Below are 19545 nucleotides of genomic sequence, written 5' to 3'. Positions count from 1 at the left end.
TGTACCACGGGTCGAACTACGTTGTAATGGCCTTCGCGAACGCGCTGATGGCCGAAAAGCGCGCCGCTTGCATGTGTTGCGCCACCTGCCAAAGCCTCGGAGGCCGCTTAGCGCCTCATCGGCTTTGGCAGGCAGCAACCCACTAAAACTGACGGGGTAGGCTACCGGGCCTGCTTAGCGGTTGCCCTGCACTATTTTCAGCAGGTCGGCATACGGGTCGGGGTAACCCATCGCAATGCTATCGATAGAAAACGTCTGCGGGTCGAGCGAGTCGTAGCGCAGGGGTAGTTGGGTACCCACGGGCGTGATGCGGGCCACGCGCTCCTGGGTGAGTAGCGAGATGGTGAGGGTGGCCGGGTAGGCGGGCGTGCCGTTTGCGGGCGTTATGGTAATGCCCATCTCCCACTTGGTAATGCCCTTAGCCGCCAGGGCGGCATCGCCGAGCGGCACCTCCTGGGAGCTGGTTACGAGGCCGCTGGCCTTGGCACCGTCGCGCAACATCTGGGGGCCGAGCACCAGCGGGTCGAGGCGGTTGGCCCCAGTCGGCAGCGTGTGGCCAGCCAGCAGCGAGGGCGGCACTAGGGCCAGGATAGCCGGATTATTCTGGTCAATGAACACGTAGTTGCGGGTGCCGGCGGCGGGCACCGGCCCGTGTACTACCTGCGTGAAGGTAACGCGCCGGGGCGGCTGGCCGATGGCCTCTACATCGGCCACAAACTGGGTAGCACCGCCCCCCATTGGGGTTACGCTCACCAGCTTCACTACGCCCAGCTTGCCGGTTTTTTGCAGCTCTGGCGTCAGGGCCATCATGTCCTGCGCCTGGTCGGTGGTAAGGGCAGGAATTTGCAAAGCGGTGCCCTGCGTGGCTGCCGGACTGGTCGACAGCAGCGTATTAATCTGGCCCGCCGTGCCGGGCGGGGCGATGATGACGTTGGCCGGGTTGGCCGGGTCGGTAAGTGTATACACCCGGTCGCCGGCGCGGGGGATGCTGCCCAGGTCGAATATCTGTTTGATTTCGACTTGGCGCGGAGTGCCACCCACGTTTTCCAGGTTGACTACCACCCGCATTTCGGGCTGACTATTGACAGTAACGCCGGTTTGGGAGCACGATACAACGTCGCCCACGCCCAAGTCACCCTGCCGCAGGAGCCGGCGGGAATTGCGGTAGCGCAGAAAAATACGGCCGAAAAAGACAACAAAAAAAATCGTCAGGATGATGGGCAGCCAGGAAAGCGAGGTATCAAACATAGCATTTGAAAGAAGGGAGAAAGAAATAGCTTCCCAGCTACCCAAAGCCTTCGCTTTGGCCCAGGCCGCTATTCCTAACGAGCCTTTTTGCAACGGGTTGCGCAGTTAATACCCAGCTTAACCAAGTTACTAAAATTTACGCACGGGCGCATATTCTGGCGCAAGATTTAGCGCTTCTCAACACAAACCGAAGGCATGGATTTCGTAGTCAGCGACGACCCACATACATCTTTTCAGCCTGGGCGTGGCGCTGCGGGCCAACAAAATTCCCTTCGAGTTTCACGTTGCGCCCAAAGGCGGCCACGGCTACGGCCTGCGTAAAGGCAACCCGGCCGCGGAGGCGTGGCCCGGCTTGGCGCAGAGTCAGTTGAATGGGTTTTCATAGGGGTAGGGGCTTCATGTGAAGAAAAGGCCGGTTTGCTAGGCACATGTTGCCACTCATGTAAAGCAAACCAGCCTTTTCTTTACATGAAGCCCTACCCTACCCCTACACCCGTGTCGAGTTCGTGCAGCAAAAACTGAAAGTGAGCCACCTCACCGCCGCCAACTACCTCAACCAGCTCGCCGAACCCGGTGGCCTGCTGCAAAAACACAAGCTGGGCAAAAGCAACTACTACGTCAACCAGCCGCTGTTTGAGCTGCTGGCGCGGCTGGGGTAGATGGGGGTAACTGGGTTGGTTTCCTTCAATAGCTGACACGTACTTTCGTCTCACGCCCGCCGCCCCTAACTAGCGTTTTTTTACCCATGATTACTCGACTCACTATTGATAATTTTAAGCGACTTGAACATGTTGCCTTTAACCTGACAGAACGAGTAGTTCTTATTGGGCCTAACAACTCAGGCAAGTCGTCCATTTTGCAGGCTCTTACTCTATGGGAAGCCGCAGTCCGAAAGTGGACAGGTCGGCAGATGCCTGGACCGGGTACTAAAATTACTGGGGTAGTGCTTAACAGAAAAGACTTACTTAATCTTCCGGTTCCTTCTACTCGACTTCTCTGGTTTCGCCAGCAAGTGCGTGCTCCTACCGGCAAAACCCGCACTACTCGTAAAGTTCGCATTCAAGTTTTGGTCGAAGGGATTACCACCAGCACCCCAACTATTGATGGTTCTGACAGCTCGGTCCAAGTTTTTGAACGTGCTTGGCGTTGCGGATTTGAATTCGATTTCGCCAATACAGAGTCGCTTACCTGCCGCCCTCTATTTGATGAAATTACCCAAACCTGGCTCCTCGACCCAGCCGCTACCGCTGAGCGCGTAGCCTATTTACAGCCCATGTCGGGTCTGGCCGTTCGTGAAGATTACTACGTGCCAGGTACCATCAATGCCCGTATTGGCGAAGGCAAAACTGCCGATGTACTACGGAACATTTGCTTTGGTCTATGGCGCGAGTCAGAAGAAGCTAGTTTTTATTCGCATCTTTCAGAAGAGGAAATCCGCCAGAATGGCTTCCGCGAGTCTTTACCTGGATGGAACTACTGGAATCAAGTAAAGGCCCATATGAAAACCATGTTCGGCGTAGAGTTAGGGACGCCGCAACTGATTGAAGAAAATGGTACTATTGAGCTTACTTACCGGGAGCAGGGTAATACCTACGACCTAAGTAGCGGCGGGCGCGGCTTTCTACAAACCCTGTTGCTGCTGGCTTATCTTTATTCGGCCCCTCGCCAAGTAGTGCTACTCGATGAACCCGATGCCCACCTAGAAGTCATTCGCCAGCGCGAGATTTTTGAGTTGCTCAAATCTGTGACCACAGCTTTGGGTTCTCAATTGCTCATTGCTAGCCATTCCGAAGTAGTGCTCAATGAAGCTGCTGGGGCCGACACTGTGGTGGCCGTTATAAATAACCAAACTCGAACACTCAACGAACCTAGTCAACGCAAGTACTTGCAGAAGGCACTGGCTGAGATTGGCTGGGAGAAGTATTATCTCGCTACCTTACGTGGCCACGTTCTCTACCTAGAAGGTAGCACCGACAGCCAACTGCTTCTGGCCTTAGCCCGTCGCCTCGACCATCCCGTAGCCGACTTACTGCCCGAGGCCAATATTCAGTATGTTTCCCTCAACCGACCAGCCCACGCAATTGGCAATTTCCAAGCACTAAAAGCCAATTTGCCTCATCTAAGGGGGCTAGCATTGTTTGACCGCCTTGATACAGGAATTTCTCCAGACGCTCCCGTAACCGTACTTCAATGGGAGCGCCGTGAAATCGAGAATTATTTCGCTACCCCTACTGTCTTGCGTCGTTACGCACAAGGCACCCGCCCCGACTTATTCAGTGAAAGCCGGGTGAAAGTGATGGAAAAAGCTATTGAACAGAACGTAGCACCTCGTTACTTAGCGGACCTAGATTCTACTTGGTGGCATACAGCTAAACTCTCGGATGATTTCCTCGACCCAGTGCTGGGTTATTATGCGCAACAATTGAAGTTGTCCACTCGTCTATTCAAGACTAATTTTTATGAGTTGATTCCTTTTGTTGAGCCAGCGGAGCTTGACCCAGAAGTCCGTATCAAACTTGACATGCTTTATGATTTTTTGCAACCTAGTCCACCGCTTACCCCTCACACCGTTCCTCCTGCGATTGACACTGAATGATAGATTAATAACTAACTGCCAGTGTGAGTTTTGGAAGCTGGAATATTCTGCTACTAAGCAGTGTTTAAAGGGTGAGATTCGTAGTATTGATTGCGTTTGATGATGAATTAGCAACAGGAAGCCCCGGCCGCCCCTCTGGCCGCCGGGGCTTCCTGTTGCTACTCACAAGCCGCTACACGCCAGCCAGCAGTACGACGGTCAAGAAGGACACGGAGTAGGACACGATGTCCGTGTATGCGTCCGAAGCGGACACGTAGTAAAACAGGGCTTTCAGTGCGCGGGGCCGGTTAGGCGGCGGCTGATGCTGGTAGCTACTTGGTGTGTAGGCAGCGACTTGGGTGCCAACTGTAACAAGGAGTAGTGCCAACTATGACAACTATGACAACCGTGACACCAGTAGTGTCAACTAAGCCAGCGCTCGGGCGGCCTCACTCAGCCAAGCGGTAATAGCCGTAGGTGCCGGTAGTCTCGATGAGGCCAGCCTCGCGCAATAGCTGAAAATCCCGATACACCGTGCGGGGAGTGACACCTAAGCGCGTGGCTACTTGAGGCGAAGTCAGGGACTCTCCCGCCAAAAAATAGGCTAGCTCTATGGATAATCGGTGCTCAACGCTGGCCGACAGACCCAGCGCAAGCAGCCGTTTCGAATACGGCTCCGTCACAGTCAGCCGATTGAGCGGCACCGGGGCGGCCTCGGACACCGGCACGGGAATTATCGTGCGGAAAACATCTTCCTCCACAAACTCGGCGCGGGCCCCCGGCCGGTAGCTTTTGAGGTAGCGCGTCACGTTGCGCACGCCCGAGCCCAGCTCCTCGACCCGGCCTAGCTGCACGAAAAACTTGGCAATAGTGGGGTTTTTGGGGAACGGCGAAAACCGCTCGGGGTTGATGGGGCCGTGGCCAATGGGCTTGTTGGCATTATCGACCTCCACGCGGTCGGTGTAGATGATGAAGCGGGCCGGGGTGGCGTTGGTGTACTCGCGGTGAACCAGCAGGTTGGCCACCACCTCCCGGAATATCTTTTCGCGCAGGCTCACCCGCTGCGCCCCTTCCAGGTGGAAGGAATCGGGCAGGTGCTTGGCCACGAAAGCCATGAGCTGGTCGTAGGCATCGAGCAGGTTGGTGCGAATGTCGAGCCGGTCGTCGTAGCGGTCCAGGTCGTGGCGGCGCACGAGGGCATCGATGCGGAAGTGGGGTAGGATATCCTGAATTACTTCGTCGCGGCCCAGCAGCAGGGCGGCGGCCAGGGTGTAGCCCTGCTCGCCGGTCAGGAAATCGGTTTTGTAGAGCCCGGCACTCCGCAGTAGCTCTTTGTCTTCGAGGGCCAGCCAGGGGTGGTCGGGCCGGTAGCTGCGGATGAGCGTGCGCGCCCGGTCGAGCAGGCCCGGCTTGAAAGCCGAAGCCCCCAGAAATGGGAAAATGCGCGCCTCCGAAAAGTAGCCGCTTTTGCGGGCGTAAAGCTGGCTGATGTGCGTGTCGTCGAGCACCCGAAAGTCGCCCTCGTGCCCGCGGTCAAACACCACGCCGCCCGAGCGATGCACCTGGGAGCTTTGCGGCACATACACGTACAGCAACAGCAGGCCACGCACCCGTACCGGTTGCAATTCGAGCAAGAACACCGGTTGCAGCTTGTTTGGATTATTGCTGAGGGACGCAAAGTCACGCTGGAGCGCGTCAGACGCTTCTTCGGTTATCCCTACCGGCGTGCCATCGTTGCGCACGCCAAGTACCAAATGGCCACCCTGCCGGTTCAAAAAGGCGCAGACACTTTCAAATATATCAGTCGGCAAGCCGCTACGCGCTTGCTTAAACTCCAGGTTAAGGCTCTCGGGCTGGCTTAGCAGGCGCTCTATTATATCGGGAGTGGTCATGCAGAAGCCAGAATAATCATCCTCACTAACAAAAAGACAAAATTATAAAGAAAAAGTCCCGGCCGCCATGCTGGCAGCCGGGACTTTCTTTTACCCGCTCAAACCCCTACCCCCCTCAAAACAGGAAGTCGAACCCCACGAACACCAGGCACTCCTCGCCCACTGAATAGGTGGCGTTTATTACGGCCTGGTCGAGGATGTTGACGAACGCGCCGCCGCCAAAGCCGGTGTGGAAGGCCGCCAGGCCGGTGCGGGTATCGTTGCCGGAGTACACGCGGCCCGCGTCGGTGAGGCCCATGATGCCGAAGGTGCCGGGGAAGAGGTAGGCATTGAACTTGAAGAGGTGCAGGCGGGCCTCGAAGTTGCCGTAGAGCGCGTCGCGGCCCGCGAAGCGGGTGCGGCGGTAGCCGCGCAGGTTGGTGGTGCCGCCCAGGGTGTTGGCCTGGTAAAAGCGGTAGTCGCCGATGTTGTGCTGGTAGCCTACCCGGCCGGCGTAGGTGAGGCGGAAGGGGAAGTTGGGCGTGAGGTACGCCTTTAGCTCGGTGGCCAGGCGGCCGTAGCGCAGGCCATTAGTACCAAGCTGGAAATTGTACTGCGCCTCGTTGTGCCACTTGATGCCGATGCGCGGGTCTTTGGGCGTGGACTGCGCCCCGAAGTCGAGGTAGAACAGGCCGCCCAGGTAGGTATTAATCTGAAAATCGGAGCGGCGGATGCCGAAGCGCTCGTTCTGGTACGCGCCGCCGGCCGCGTTGATGCTATCGGCGATGACCGCGCCGATGGGCGACTCCTGCACCCGGAAGCGGTCGAGCTGCGGCCCGAAGCCCACCTTGCCGAAGGTGAAGAGCTTGCGCTCCAAAGTCGGGGCCAGGTAAAGGCGGTCGAAGCGCACCCGGTAGTCGCGGTTCACCGAGCGGTTTGTCGGCCGGTCCTCGTGCTCCACGGCGTAGTTCTGGGTATTATTACCGATGCCGAAGAAGTTATACAGCAGCTGCGGGCCGTAGAACTGCGCCGCCACGTGCAGGTCGGTTTTGCCCCCGAACACGCTCGTAAACTGCCCCATGTAGCGCAGGTTATACGCCTGGCGGGCGGGGGCGTAGTTGGCTTCCAGCGTCTGCTCCGAGGCAAAAGGCTCGCGCCGGAAGGCGTAGCGTCGGTGCGTCACGCCACCCCCAATTAGCAGGCCATCGTCAATATTATACCCCAAAAAGAGCGCCGGCCCGGTGTAATTGAGGCGGTAGTCTTTGAGGTCGAAGCGGTGCGGGTGGTCGTAGCGACTCACCTCTACCCCCGGCTCCAGGCGCAGGCGGGCCTCACCGCGCCGGTTCAGGATAACGTTGCCCGTGTCGGCATCGTAAATCTGGGTGCGGTGGCGCACGCCCGCCACCCTGGAGTCGTCGGTGATAGTATCGCGCCCCGTGCCGCCGACAATCCGGATTTTGTGGCCCTGGCGCTGGTCGCCGGTCAGCGTGTACACGTCGTGCCCACTGATGCCGTAGAGGCGAATCTCGTCCGTCTTGCGGTCGAAGGTGCGGTCGTAGAGCACCTTGCTCAGCTTACCCTGTTTGCTGATTTTCTGCACCAGCACCCGCGTCTGGTGGTGGGGTAGGCGCGTCACGGTAAACTGCTCGTTCTTCTGCGAGCCGCGCACCTCCACGGTGCGGGCCAGCAGGTCGGCGTACTTGCCGGCCACGTCGGGCAGCAGGGCGCGGCGGCTCTTGAGCTTGGCCACGATTTCGGCCCCGTGCAGGGCGTATATCTGCTTGGGCCAGCGCTCGGCGAAGGCTTTTTCAATCACCGAATCCGGGAGCTGGGCCTGCATGATTTTGGCCTGCTTTATCCACTCCGCGCGAGTCACGGCGCTCAGGTACAGCCGGTCGTTGCTCAGCCCGGTCTGGTTGAGGCCCTTGTAGTCGCCGTAGTCGTAGCCGAAATTCTGCAAGTTGCGCACCCCGAACTTCTTGGAGGCCAGCGTCGGCAGCACGCCATCACCCTTGAAAAAGGCAATGTCGCGGTCCTCCGGCACGGCGGTGTAGGTCTTGTCGCCGTCCTCGTTCTTGTGCTGCGCCCAGCGCCACTGGTCCTCGTGGCGGTCCCAGTCGCCAATCCACATATCAAACAGCCGCGAGCGCGCAAACGCCGCCTGGTCTACCTGGTTGTCGTTGTCGTCGAGCAGGTTTTCGAGCATCTTATCGGTGCTCACCAGCTTGGTGGCGAAGCCCAGCGAGGCATCCTGGCTCTGGCTGCCCTTAGCATCTTCTTCGAGGGCGGCGGGCGTGTTGGCAAATTTCTCGCGGTACTGGCCCAGGGCCGGGTCGTTGGGCACGTACACGTAGTGCGGGTTCAGGTGCAAAATGCCCGCCGCCGTGGCCAAGGGGGGTAGCACGAACGCCGCGTAGGGGTGCTGCGCCGACACCTGGTCCTGAAGCACGGCCAGTGCCAGGCCGGTGCGGAAGCCCTCGGGCAGCACGGCCGCGGGGTCTTTGTCGATGCCGCGCACGCTGAAGTAGCGGCCCGCCTCGTTGCGCACTTTTAGCGAGGCAGTTTGCTTGCCGCCGCCCATTTTATACGGAATGAGGCCGCCCTCCGCAGTCTGGATATCGAGCACCGGGAAGGTCACCGGCGTCGCCCACTCGGCGCGGTAGTGACTACCCAGCAGCCAGTTGTGAAACTTACCGTGCTGGTTGTAGCTCGGGTCCACGGCCACGGTCACGGTGCTGTTGCGGTAGTCGGGCCGCTTTTCGGTCGAGGTTACCACGGGCGCGCCGGTGGGCTGGGCGCGTTTCAGGGAATCTTCGGCGGCGGTCAGGGCGGCCCGCGAAGCGGCCCGGTCCAGGGCATCCTGGCTTTGGTTGCCCTTGCGGGTCTGGGCCAGGCCGGCCGGGGCGCGGGTGCCCTGCACCGGGCCGGGGTCGGGCTGCAAAGGGCTGATGGGCGCGCCGGGGCCGCCAGTCTTGGCGGCGGCCGGGCCGCGGTCCAGGGTCTTGTACACGCGCTGGCGGTAGGCCAGATGGGCAGTTTTGCCGTGGTCGCTGTCGGTGGGAATTACGTACTCGACCCACACCTGGCCGTCGGCGTAGTAGTTCAGCCGGGCAAAGCCCTTTTCCTTGTCCGAGAACAGGGCCCCGCCGCCCGGCCCGTCCTTCACGTGCTGCGTTTTGCAGCCCGAGCCGCTGGTGATGAAGTGCGCCCGCGCACCCTCATCCTCAAAGTATTGCAAGTTGTGCTCGTGCCCGTTGGCGTAAATAATATTCGGGTACTTGGCAAAAATGGCCAGTAGGTTTTTCTTGTAATCCTGGTAGGCGGGGTAGGCCAAATCCTGCGAAATGCCACCGTACTTGCGCGCCAGCGGATAAATGGAGCCAATGCCCGGCAGCGGCAAAAAGGCGTATTTAGCCACTATGCTGAGGGGAAATACGTGGTCGGCGAACGTGAAGTACCCGCCGTGAATACCATCCGAGTACAGCGGGTGGTGCGTCACGATGAGGATGTGCTTATCCTTGTTGCGCTTGATGATTTCTTCCAGCTGCGCGTACACCTCGTCCTCCGTATCGGCCCCGCAGGCGTCGCCGTAGGGCCGGTTTTGCTGCTCGGTGAGGAACCACTGCGAGTTGAGGGCAATCATTACCAGGTCGTCGCGCAGCCGGATTTCGTAGGGGCCGGGGCAGCCGTCGCGCGGCACCATAAAGTCGCCGGTGTAGGAGAAGGCCGCCGAATCCTGGGCCAGGTAATGCTCGGCGTACACCTGCTCGCGTACCACCTGCGCCAGCCCGTCCTTCGAGCCCTGAATCCAGTCGTGGTTGCCGGGTGTCATGTACTTCTCCCCTTTGTAGCCTCGCAAGATATCCAGCTGCTCATTGAGGCGGCTCTCGGCCGTTTTGCGGTCGTAGGCATCCTCGGGCGGCATGCCCTGGTTATAAATATTATCGCCCAGGAAGATGGTGGCGCTATTGCGGCCGGCGTGCAGCATCTCGCGCCGCATGAGATTGAGCGACGGCTCGCCGCCCCGGCCGGCCGAAATGGGGCTGCCCACGTCGCCAATCAGAAACACTGAGTAGCGCAGGCGGCTGGAATCGGGCGGCAGATTTTTTTCCCAACCCAGGGCCTTGCCCCGGTAATTCGGCTTGGGGTTGAGGGGGTTGACGTCGGACTCGCCGGCCTCGCCCAATTCCTCCAGCTGCGCGGCGGCGGTCAGGGGTAGGGCGGCAAGCAGGCTCAGGCAGAACAACAGGCGTAGCAGTAGCGTCATGAAGACAAAATTAAGGCGGATGCGGGCGGCGGGGGTAGGGTACGGGGCTTACCCCCGCCCGGCGCTGCACGAAACGGGCGCAAAACGCGCAACGGTGGGCGGGGACAAGCCCCGCACCCTACTAATTTTGCCTTCTCCTACCTCCTAGCCCAACCCGGCCCGGCGTTTGTTTCTTGCGCTGACTTATGGCAACCCCTACCCTCCCGGCCGCCGCCGAAGCCGCTGCCTCTACTACCAAGCCGCCCCGCTCGGCGGTGTCGGCGCTGGTGCAGCGGGCGCAGGCGCAGGTTGAGTCCCTGCTCCGGGCCGGCCTCAGCCCGCGCCTCACTTACCACACGCTGGCCCACACGGCCTACGTGGTGAAGCAGGCGCACGCCCTGGCCGATGCCGCCGCCCTACCCCCCCCGCAGGCCGAAGAGCTGCTGCTGGCCGCCTGGTTTCATGACACGGGCTACCTCGATACCTACGACGGCCACGAGTACCGGAGCATGGAGCGCGCCGCCGCTTGGCTGCGCGAGCAGGGGGTAGCCCCCACCCGCATCGAACTGATAAAGAACCTTATCCGGGCCACGCACCGCAACGAGCCGGCCACCACGGAGCTGGAAAAGTTGCTGGTCGATGCCGATATGAGCAACCTGGCCGCTGCCGACTTCCGGGGCCGCGCCGAGCTAATTCGCGCCGAATGGGAGCTGGCCCTCGATAAATCGTACGCCGATACCGAGTGGGCCGAGCTGCAGCTCAATTTCATGCTGGCCCACCACTACCAGTCGGAGGCGGGCAAAGCGCGCTACAAAAAAGCCCTCAAAGCCAACATCGACGAGCAGCGCGCCCTGCTGAAGAAGGCCGCCAGGAAAGAGAAAAAGAGGAAGAAAAAGGCCACCGATACCTTCGCCGAGCCCAAGCGGGGCATCGAGACGATGTTTCGCACCATGTATTCCAACCACATGCGGCTTTCGGCAATGGCCGACAAAAAGGCGGGCATGATGATTCAGCTCAACGCGGTTATCTTATCAGTGATAATCACGTATTTGGGGGCTAAATCGTCGCACCTGGTGACGGGCGACGCCAACTTTGCCCGCAACCCTATCCTGGCCGTGCCGATGGGCGTGCTGCTTATTACGGCTTTAGGCTCCGTGACCTCGGCCATCCTCTCAGCGCAGCCCGACGTGACGAGCTTTAAGTGGCTGAAGAAGAACCCCGCCATTGCCACCAACCGGCGCGTTAACCTGCTCTTTTTCGGGCAGTTCACCAAGCTCAGCCTCCAGCACTTCCAGGAGGGCATGCGCGAGCTGATGCGCCAGAAAGACACGCTCTACACCAACATGGTGACCGACGTATATTACCTCGGCGAAGTGCTCGACCGCAAGTATAAGCTGCTGCGGGTGAGCTACTCCATTTTCATGGTCGGGCTCATCCTCACGGCGCTCTCCTTCGGCATCGTGCTCGCCTATAAGCTGTAGCCGCGCCGTACCTTTGGGGCTTGGCTGCGTAGTTCAAGGGATAGAATAGGCGTTTCCTAAACGCTTGATAGCAGTTCGAATCTGCTCGTGGCTACCAGCAGCAACGGCTGGCCTCCCGCGCGGGAGGCCAGCCGTTGCTGCTGGTAGCGGGCGCGTTCAGCGGGGGTAGGAGCAGGCGGCCCCTACCCCCGCCGGGTGGCTCAGGGCTGGGGGCGGGCCGCGTCGTCGGTGTTGCGGCCCAAGCGGTAGCTCAAGCCGAAGCGGGCGGCCCAGCTGCTACCAAATAACACGTTGCCCAGCCCCGTATCGTCGTGTTGGTAATAAAGCTGGCCGCTGAGGTTAGCCGTCAGGCGCTGGCGCCGCCAGCCCAGCTCCAGGCCCGGCAGCAGGGTGGGCACGGCAAAGGCATTGCCAAAAAAAGCGTACCCATAGTCTTTAATGGGCGACGCGGGCGACTGCACCAGCACGGTATTGTACTCGTAGCCAGCGCCCAGCAGCAGCTGCTGGTCGTGGGGCAGCGGAAAGAAGTGACGCAGGCCCAGCCGGGCCGTGCCCAGCGCCGCCCGAAACCCCGATACCTGATACTGGGTATTGCCCGTGGTAGGGTCGTAGCCCACGTAGTACGCGTCCTGGCTTCGAAACGAGCTGAGGCTCAGCTCGCCATAAATAGCCGTGGTGCGGCCCGGCAGCAGCAGCTCGGCGTAGAAGCCCCCGTAGGGATGGGGCAGGCAGTCGGTGCAGCTGCCCTCCACCAGCCCCGAGGCGCTGCCAATGTGGTTGTAGCGCCCGCCTGCCAGCACGCCCCCCCGCAGCGCGGTGCGCCGCCGGAGCCGGGCCTGCGCCAGCCAGCTGCGGGCCGGCGGGCCGGTAGGAGGGGCGCAGTTGCGGGCGTAGGCCTGGGCCACCGCGCCCAGCCCGCCCGCCGTAAACGCCACCCGCTGGGCCACCTGCCCGGCGGCCGGGCAGTCGATAAAGTACATGTCGAGCTGGCTGCGGTAGTTGTTGCCGTCGGTTACCTGCCAGCTTCCGGTGTCGGTTTCGCGCAGGTACTGCCGCTGGCTGAGGCGCAGCGGCGGCTGGCCGGCGCGGCGCATCTCGTAGTGCACCGCGCCCGGCAGCACCACCCGCAGCAGCTCTACCGGACCAGTCAGCAGCACATCGGCCAGCACCGAGTCGGGCTCCATAGTTACGTAGCTTCCCCGCGGCAGGTACGCCAGGCGGGTTTCGGCCGATTGGTCCAGCAGCAGCACTTCGTAGCGAAAAAACCGTCCGTTCGTGAAGCTAACGGCCCGCAGCTGACGCGGCTGAAACAGTTGGCTAGTGCCGCCAGCCGCCGGCCGAAAGCGAATAAACGTGGGCGGCTGGTCCCAGAAGGCATTTTCGATTTCACCCCGCAGCGTGTCGCCGGTGCTGCGCACCAGGTAGCCAGGCTCGTAGGTCTGGGCCAACAGCCGAGCAGAGCAGCCCAGGCAAAAGATGACGAGATAAAGTAAGCGTGCTAGCATAGAATAAACAGAAGTAACCCCTAAAAGTAGGAGTTATTTTCATGCTTTATCCATACTATCTCACCTTTTTATAGCCCCCTTTTTAAAGTCCCAGCCTCTCTGTTTACAATCCCGTCAGCCGCCTTATCCTCAAGCCGCTACCGGCTCGCGCAGGTGGGCCAGCATGTCGTGCGTCATCCTGGCCAGGTCATATTCAGGCTGCCAGCTCCAGTCCTGGCGGGCGGCCGCATCGTCGATGCTGGCGGGCCACGAGTCGGCGATGGCTTGGCGGCCATCGGGCTTGTACGTGACGTGGAAATCGGGCATTTCCTGCTGGATGCTGGCCGCGATTTCTTCCGGCGAGAAGCTCATAGCGGCCAAGTTGTAGCTGGTGCGCACCCGGATGCACTCAGCTGGGGCGTGCATCAGGTCGAGGGTAGCCTTCAGCGCGTCGGGCATATACATCATGGGTAGGCGCGTATCGGGCCGCAGGAAGCACTCGAAATCCACGGCGGCCACGGCTTGGTGGTAGATGTCCACGGCGTAGTCGGTGGTGCCGCCCCCTGGCAGGCTCTTGTAGCCAATGAGGCCGGGGTAGCGCAGGCTGCGCACATCGAGGCCGTAGTGGCGGTGGTACCACTCGCACCACTGCTCGCCGGCCAGCTTGCTGATGCCGTACACCGTGTTGGGATTCATGATGGTGGTCTGGGGCGTGTGCTCGCGGGGCGTGTCGGGGCCAAACACGGCGATGGAGCTGGGCCAGTACACCTGCGGCACCTGGTATTGCACGGCTAAGTTCAGCACGTTCAGTAGGCCATCCATATTGAGTTTCCAGGCAAAGCCAGGGTCCTTTTCGGCGGTGGCCGAGAGCAGGGCGGCGAGGTGGTAAATCTGTACCGGGCGGTACTGCCGCACCAAGGCTTCGAGGCGGGGCTGGTCTAGCACGTCGAGCAACTCGAAGGGGCCGCCAGCTAGGGCGGCGGGGTTTTGGGGCGGGCGCACGTCGGCCGCAACGACAGATTCGGGGGCGTAGCGCTGGCGCAGGGCGGCCGTCAGCTCCAGCCCGAGCTGGCCGCAGGCGCCGATAACGAGCACGTTGCCGGGAGTAGGGGGGGTAGGGCCGCTGGGCGGGGTAGTCATAAACGAAAGCTGAGGGGGTAGGGAGGGGGAGGCAGAGCAGGCTGCAAAGATACGGCCAGGCCCAAGGCAGTGTCTTGGCTATCCCGGCCCCGACCCGCTACTTTTGGTACTTGGCGCAGGCTCCGGTGGTCGGGTGCCTTTTGCCCGGCAGCTTATTCATGAAATTTACCGGCACCAGCTTTTCTTGTGAGGTGGCAATTTTCCGAGACGGGGCCGACCTGGTGGTCAGGTTCTACGACCAGGCCAAAGAGCACACCCCGGCCCAGCTGCACGACCTCGTTATTGCCAACCCCGGCTACGGCTACCTCTGCCTGAAGTTTATTGGCCCGGATGCCCTGCTAACGGGGTTTCTGGACGAAGCCGTTTTTGCTACCGATGCGCTGGTGCTCGAAGCCATTGACTGGGTTGAGCGCCTCGCCCCCGGCGCGGCCGGGGCTTACATTCCGCACCACGTGCGCCGATTTACCAGCACCAGCTTTGTGGAGTACAACGGCGAATACTAATCCGGTCAGCCTTCACAATAAAGCAGTAAAATGCTTTCTACTTGGTTGCTACTGCGCTTTCTGCTGTTGTGTCTACTTCTTTTAACTGCTCTCGCTGGCCAATTATCCCATTACCCTGTTTAATAAGCCGCGCTACCTACCCGCTGGCTACCCGGTCCTCGAATACCTTACCCCCGTGCAGCCTACCAGCTGGCAGCGCACCATCAGCATCAATTTTCTGGAGTTCAGCACCCGCATTAAGTGGATTCTAGCCGTACAAAAGCAGTAGCTAATGCCCAACGGACAGGCGTTTTTGCTGCGTGCGGCAAGGTCAGACGACCTCGGAGTATGTTAGTAGTACTGGCTCTTGTGCTTTTGCTATTTCTTTTAGGAACACCTTATGCGTTGTATTTTGATAGCCAGAAGCTTGATAAACCCATTGTGGTGTTTACCACGCGTATTTGGCGGGTTGCGTATTGTTTGCTTATAACTATTGTTTTCGCAGGTTTTTTGCTGATAATCGCTGGCCTGCTGGCAACGCGGCCCAACGTGGGGGTAGCCGGCTTGCTGGGCGCGCTGGCGCTGTTTAGCCTGGGCTGGAGCTTCCTCGTACTACGCCTGCATCTCAGCTATTGGCGACACGACCAGGATGCTACGTTGACGGTTCACCGTCAGGAGTCGCGGGCTGAGTATTGTAACAACGGTATTTTTTTACGCTTTGCCCTGGCCGATGCAGTGCAGATAACAGAATACGCTACTCGTGGCTTTAGAGGTGTTTATTCTTACCAGATTTTTATCCTGCAAGACGGCACTGAACTGCTGGTGACCTGTTTGATGTATTCTTTTCTTGGTCCCCAAGAGCTTATGCCGGCCGCTGCCCGCCATACGGTGCCGCGCACCATCTGCTGGCAACCCGGCGACGAGCTAATTTTCCCAACTTTGTTTTAAAATTATCCCCTACCCCACCCCATGTACGGTACCCTGCAAGCTGACCTTCAGCAGACGCTTCAAGAGATAAAAGACAATGGCCTCTATAAAAAGGAGCGCGTGATTACCTCGCCCCAGGGCGCAGAAATTGATACCCGCGAGGCGGGCGACGTGCTCAACTTCTGCGCCAATAACTACCTGGGCCTCAGCTCGCACCCCGAGGTCATCAAGGCCGCCAAGGCGACTATTGACTCGCACGGCTACGGGCTGTCATCGGTGCGCTTTATTTGCGGCACCCAGGACATTCATAAAGAGCTGGAAGCCAAGCTCGCCGAGTTTCTGGGCACCGAGGATACCATTTTGTACGCAGCGGCCTTCGATGCCAACGGTGGGGTATTCGAGCCGCTCTTTGATGAGCGCGACGCCATTATTTCGGACGCGCTCAACCACGCCAGCATCATCGACGGCGTGCGCCTGTGCAAGGCCCAGCGCTACCGCTACGCCCACAACGATATGGCCGACCTCGAACAGCAGCTGCAAGCCGCCGTGGCCAAGGGCACGCGCCACCGCATCATCGTCACCGATGGCTCGTTTTCGATGGATGGCACCATCGCGCAATTAGATAAAATCTGCGACCTGGCCGATAAGTACCAGGCCCTGGTGATGGTAGACGAGTGCCACTCAACCGGCTTTTTGGGCCGCACCGGGCGCGGCACCCACGAGCATCGCGGCGTGATGGGCCGCGTAGATATCATCACCGGCACGCTAGGCAAGGCCCTAGGCGGCGCGATGGGCGGCTTCACCAGCGGCCGCCGCGAGATAATCGAGCTGCTGCGCCAGCGCTCGCGGCCCTACCTATTTAGCAATACGCTGGCCCCGGCCATTGTGGGCGCGTCGCTGCGCGTGCTGGAATTATTGACCGCAAGCACCCAGCTGCGCGACCAGCTGGCCGAGAACACGCAGTATTTCCGCCAGCAGATGACGGCCGCCGGCTTTGATATTACGCCCGGCGAGCACCCCATTGTGCCCGTCATGCTCTACGACGCCAAGCTGGCCCAAGAGTTTGCGGCCCGAATGCTCGATGAGGGTATCTACGTGGTGGGTTTTTACTACCCCGTGGTGCCGCAGGGCAAGGCCCGCATTCGGGTGCAGCTGAGCGCGGCCCACACCCGCGCGCAACTGGATAAGGCTATCGCGGCCTTCACGAAGGTGGGTAGGGAGCTGGGGGTGTTGCAGCCGGCCGCCTAGCCGAGTGCCGGCCGCCATGCGACCGGTGCGGACTACCCGTTGGCCTTCAGCCGTTTCGGCTCGTGCGCCGTACACTGTCGGGCTGCTATACTCTTTGCTTTTCTATCCGTTATGAATCGGGTTTTTTTAGTCGATGACCATACCATCGTGCGCGATGGGCTGCGGGCGCTGCTGGCCCACGAGCCCGGCATTGAGGTAGTGGGCGAGGCCGGCAACGGCCAGGAGCTGCTCGACCTGCTGCCCACCACGCCCGCCGACGTGGTGCTGCTCGATGCCAACATGCCCGTGCTCGACGGCCTGGCCACTACCCAGCGCCTGCGCATCGAGTATCCGCAGGTGCGGGTGCTCATCTTGAGTATGTTGGCTCACGAGCGCTACATTGGCCAGCTCTTCGACGCGGGCGCTTCGGGCTACGTGCTCAAGAGCGCCGAAAAGGCCGAAATTCTGGTGGCTATCCAAACGGTTATCGCGGGCCGGCAGTTTTTGTGCAGCGACCTGGGCCTGAATATGCTGCGCAAGGTGCTGGCCAAAGAAGAGGAGCCCGAGGAAACCAATAAAGTCAGCCGGCTGTCGCGGCGCGAAACTGAGGTGCTTCAGCTGCTATCCGAGGGCCTTACTACTAACGAGATTGCCGAAAAGCTCTTCACCAGCAAGCGCACTATTGAGACGCATCGCCAGAACATTCTGGAAAAAACCCAGACCAAAAATACGGCCGCCCTCATTCGCCTGGCCGTGACGCAGGGGCTACTTACGTAGCCCTACCCCCCCAAAAAAGCCCGGTCCCCACGCAGGTGCGCAGGGGCCGGGCTTTTGCAAATGCCAGTATCAGCTGGCCAATTTATTTAGAAAATAGTTGGGAATTAAGAGTTAAAATCTTTTCAGAAAGGTATTTAACTCTTAATTCCCAACTGACTTACTTAGTGGCTTTTGCAGCCTTGGCGGGGGCAGCCCCGGTAGGGCGGCTGGGGCCCCGGCGGCTAGTGAGGCCTCCTTTGCGGCCGGCCTCGCGGGCCTCGTCGGCCGTCCACTTGTGGCCCTGGCCACTGGCGTGCGAAGCTTTGCCGCCTTCGCTGGCAATGCGGCGCTGCTCGGCGGGGTCCATGCTGGCAAAGCCGCGGCGGCTGGTGCGGCTGCCGTCGCCCACGCGGGCGGCCGGGCGAGTTTTGAATGCCGAAAGGGTGTTGGCAGACGGAGCTGCGGAAGCGAGGGCGTGGTTCATAGGAAAAGGAGGATAAAGGGGTTCAGCATAACAAAAGACCACTTGGCCTTCCGGATACTGAAAGTACGCATACTCGCCTGGCTTCATCTCACTAAAGGCCTTATATTTCAGATAATTACCAACTAATACGGAGCACCTCTGCGTATATTTCCCGCCCCGTTCACGCCTGGTGCCGCTGCTGCTGCGGAAAATACGTAGCTGGACTATTACGCCCCGGAACTTCCTTATTTTCTTACCAAAGCACTTTGGCAAAACACGTAGAACTACTTACTGAAAATCAGTGTTTTGTTCGTTACTTTAAGAGTAGATTCTTTTACCTTTGCGCAGCGGCTGTTTGCCTTTCTCTGCCATGAGCGATGCGTTTTTTCTGCTGATTTTACCTCTGGGCTCGCTTACTATTCATTTGGGCAGCTACCAGCGCAACGTGGGCATGAGCCTGCGTGGCAGCTGCGCTACCCCCGCCAACGCGGTGCACCTGCTGCAAGCGCTGGAGCAGGTGCTCGAAAACCGCCCCCCGCACGCCTGGATTGACTGCCAGCAGCTGCATACCCTCACGCACCTGGGCCAGCAAACGCTGCGGCGCGCCGTAGATTACGCTGGTCGCCTGGGCTCGACGCTGCACTGGTGCGGCCTGCTGCCCACCATGCAGCACGCCTTGCAAGCCACCGGCCACCCTGGCCTGCACCTGCTGCCGGCGGCCGGCTACCAAGGGCCCGGCTTTTTGTTGCCCGAGCGGCTCCAGCATCCTACCCCCATTTTGCCGCCGCTCCTGGCCGCGTAGGGGTGCTGGCGTGCGTGGCGCGGGCTAGGCGGCGGCCGGGGGAGTAGCTTGCAGCCATTCGTGCAAGCGGGCTTTTAACTCGGCGGCGGGCAGGCCCTGGTATATTTCGCCGTGGCGCACCAGGCTCATCTGGCCGGTTTCTTCGCTCACCACCAGCACCACGGCGTCGGAGGCTTCGGTGAGGCCCAGGGCGGCGCGGTGGCGCAGGCCCAGCGAAGCGGGCACCTCAGGGTTCTGGCTCACGGGCAGGATGCAGCGGGCGGCCACCAGCCGGCCCTGGGCCACTATCACGGCCCCGTCGTGCAGGGGCGAGGTTTTGTGGAAAATAGCCAGTAGCAGGCGCTTGCTGGGCTCGGCGTCGAGGCGGTCACCCGATTCGGCGTAAGAGCTAAGGTCGGAGCTGAGGCTGAAGCAGATAAGCGCACCCGTTTCCTTACCCGCCAGGCTCTTGGCCGCTTCCGTGAACGCGGCGATGCGGAGCGCGCCCGCCGCCGGCCGGCCCGGCCGCCGCCACCAGCCCAGCGGCCCGCCGCCCTCCAGCGCTACCTTGCCCACATTGAGCAAAAACCGCCGGATTTCCTGTTGAAACAGGATGATGCTGGCCAGTACGCCCACGCTCATAAACTGCCCCAGAATGGCCGTGAGCAGCCCCAGCCCCAGGGCCTCCACCACCAGGTAGAGCAGGTACACGCTCAGCAGCCCCAGTGCCACGTTGAGGGCCACCGAGCCGCGCAGCAGCTTGTATAGCTGATACAGCAGCCCGGTCACCAACAGCACGTCGGCCACGTCGGTCAGGCCGATGTGCAGAAAGTGAAAAGGGTAGGGAAGCGTCAAATTTAAAGT

At 60.5% G+C, this 19545-nt stretch carries 14 protein-coding genes, 1 tRNA gene and 1 pseudogene; 9 read left to right on the top strand and 7 right to left on the bottom strand.

What is annotated here, in order from left to right:
* Positions 1-174: 174 nt before the first annotated feature.
* On the bottom strand, positions 175-1248 hold the full coding sequence (locus LC531_RS18780) for a hypothetical protein (RefSeq protein ID WP_223653017.1): 1074 nt from the start codon (positions 1246-1248) through the stop codon (positions 175-177).
* A gap of 494 nt (positions 1249-1742) precedes the next feature.
* Between LC531_RS18780 and LC531_RS18775 the strand changes: the two are divergent.
* Positions 1743-1907 (top strand): annotated as a pseudogene (locus LC531_RS18775) (Fic family protein); the annotation flags it as partial.
* Positions 1908-1993: 86 nt separating this feature from the next.
* Positions 1994-3844 (top strand): AAA family ATPase, encoded by a 1851-nt coding sequence (locus LC531_RS18770; protein WP_223653013.1) that lies wholly within the window; start codon positions 1994-1996, stop codon positions 3842-3844.
* Between the two features lie 428 nt (positions 3845-4272).
* Here the strand turns inward: LC531_RS18770 and LC531_RS18765 are convergent, their stop codons facing one another.
* Complete coding sequence (locus tag LC531_RS18765) at positions 4273-5715, bottom strand: RNA-binding domain-containing protein (RefSeq protein ID WP_223653012.1); 1443 nt, start codon at positions 5713-5715, stop codon at positions 4273-4275.
* 115 nt (positions 5716-5830) lie between these two features.
* Entirely contained in the window at positions 5831-9961 is a 4131-nt protein-coding gene (locus LC531_RS18760; protein ID WP_223653011.1) for a metallophosphoesterase, read from the bottom strand.
* 185 nt (positions 9962-10146) lie between these two features.
* Between LC531_RS18760 and LC531_RS18755 the strand changes: the two genes are divergently transcribed.
* Together LC531_RS18755 and LC531_RS18750 are read left to right on the top strand one after the other, a co-directional pair.
* Positions 10147-11421, top strand: a complete 1275-nt coding sequence (locus LC531_RS18755) for a Pycsar system effector family protein (RefSeq protein ID WP_223653010.1) — start codon at positions 10147-10149, stop codon at positions 11419-11421.
* Positions 11422-11443: 22 nt separating this feature from the next.
* A tRNA-Arg gene (locus tag LC531_RS18750) sits at positions 11444-11518 on the top strand.
* Positions 11519-11621: 103 nt separating this feature from the next.
* On the opposite strand, the gene LC531_RS18745 is transcribed toward LC531_RS18750, so the two are convergent.
* Both LC531_RS18745 and LC531_RS18740 read right to left on the bottom strand, forming a co-directional pair.
* Complete coding sequence (locus tag LC531_RS18745) at positions 11622-12926, bottom strand: hypothetical protein (protein WP_223653009.1); 1305 nt, start codon at positions 12924-12926, stop codon at positions 11622-11624.
* A 129-nt stretch (positions 12927-13055) separates the two neighbouring features.
* Positions 13056-14045, bottom strand: a complete 990-nt coding sequence (locus LC531_RS18740; RefSeq protein WP_223653008.1) for an NAD-dependent epimerase/dehydratase family protein — start codon at positions 14043-14045, stop codon at positions 13056-13058.
* Positions 14046-14236: 191 nt separating this feature from the next.
* Here LC531_RS18740 and LC531_RS18735 point away from each other — a divergent pair, with 191 nt between their 5' ends.
* The 4 genes from LC531_RS18735 to LC531_RS18720 all read left to right on the top strand — a co-directional run bounded on the left by LC531_RS18735 (position 14237) and on the right by LC531_RS18720 (position 17458).
* Complete coding sequence (locus LC531_RS18735; protein ID WP_223653007.1) at positions 14237-14548, top strand: hypothetical protein; 312 nt, start codon at positions 14237-14239, stop codon at positions 14546-14548.
* Positions 14549-14875: 327 nt separating this feature from the next.
* Positions 14876-15475 (top strand): PH domain-containing protein, encoded by a 600-nt coding sequence (locus LC531_RS18730; protein ID WP_223653005.1) that lies wholly within the window; start codon positions 14876-14878, stop codon positions 15473-15475.
* Positions 15476-15496: 21 nt separating this feature from the next.
* A complete protein-coding gene (gene kbl, locus LC531_RS18725; RefSeq protein ID WP_223653003.1) occupies positions 15497-16702 on the top strand; it encodes a glycine C-acetyltransferase in 1206 nt (401 codons plus the stop codon).
* Between the two features lie 111 nt (positions 16703-16813).
* A complete protein-coding gene (locus LC531_RS18720) occupies positions 16814-17458 on the top strand; it encodes a response regulator transcription factor (RefSeq protein ID WP_223653002.1) in 645 nt (214 codons plus the stop codon).
* Positions 17459-17615: 157 nt separating this feature from the next.
* On the opposite strand, the gene LC531_RS18715 is transcribed toward LC531_RS18720, so the two are convergent.
* A complete protein-coding gene (locus tag LC531_RS18715) occupies positions 17616-17921 on the bottom strand; it encodes a KGG domain-containing protein (protein ID WP_223653000.1) in 306 nt (101 codons plus the stop codon).
* Between the two features lie 349 nt (positions 17922-18270).
* Here LC531_RS18715 and LC531_RS18710 point away from each other — a divergent pair, with 349 nt between their 5' ends.
* Positions 18271-18702: an STAS domain-containing protein gene (locus LC531_RS18710; RefSeq protein ID WP_223652998.1), complete on the top strand. Its 432-nt coding sequence runs from the start codon at positions 18271-18273 to the stop codon at positions 18700-18702.
* Positions 18703-18726: 24 nt separating this feature from the next.
* On the opposite strand, the gene cdaA is transcribed toward LC531_RS18710, so the two are convergent.
* The gene (cdaA, locus tag LC531_RS18705) at positions 18727-19536 is read right to left on the bottom strand and encodes a diadenylate cyclase CdaA (protein ID WP_223652997.1); all 810 of its coding nucleotides are present in this window, start codon (positions 19534-19536) and stop codon (positions 18727-18729) included.
* Positions 19537-19545: the final 9 nt, after the last annotated feature.

Source organism: Hymenobacter psoromatis, from assembly GCF_020012125.1.
Taxonomy (GTDB): Bacteria; Bacteroidota; Bacteroidia; order Cytophagales; family Hymenobacteraceae; genus Hymenobacter; species Hymenobacter psoromatis.
This window is presented reverse-complemented; position numbering and strand designations above follow the sequence as displayed.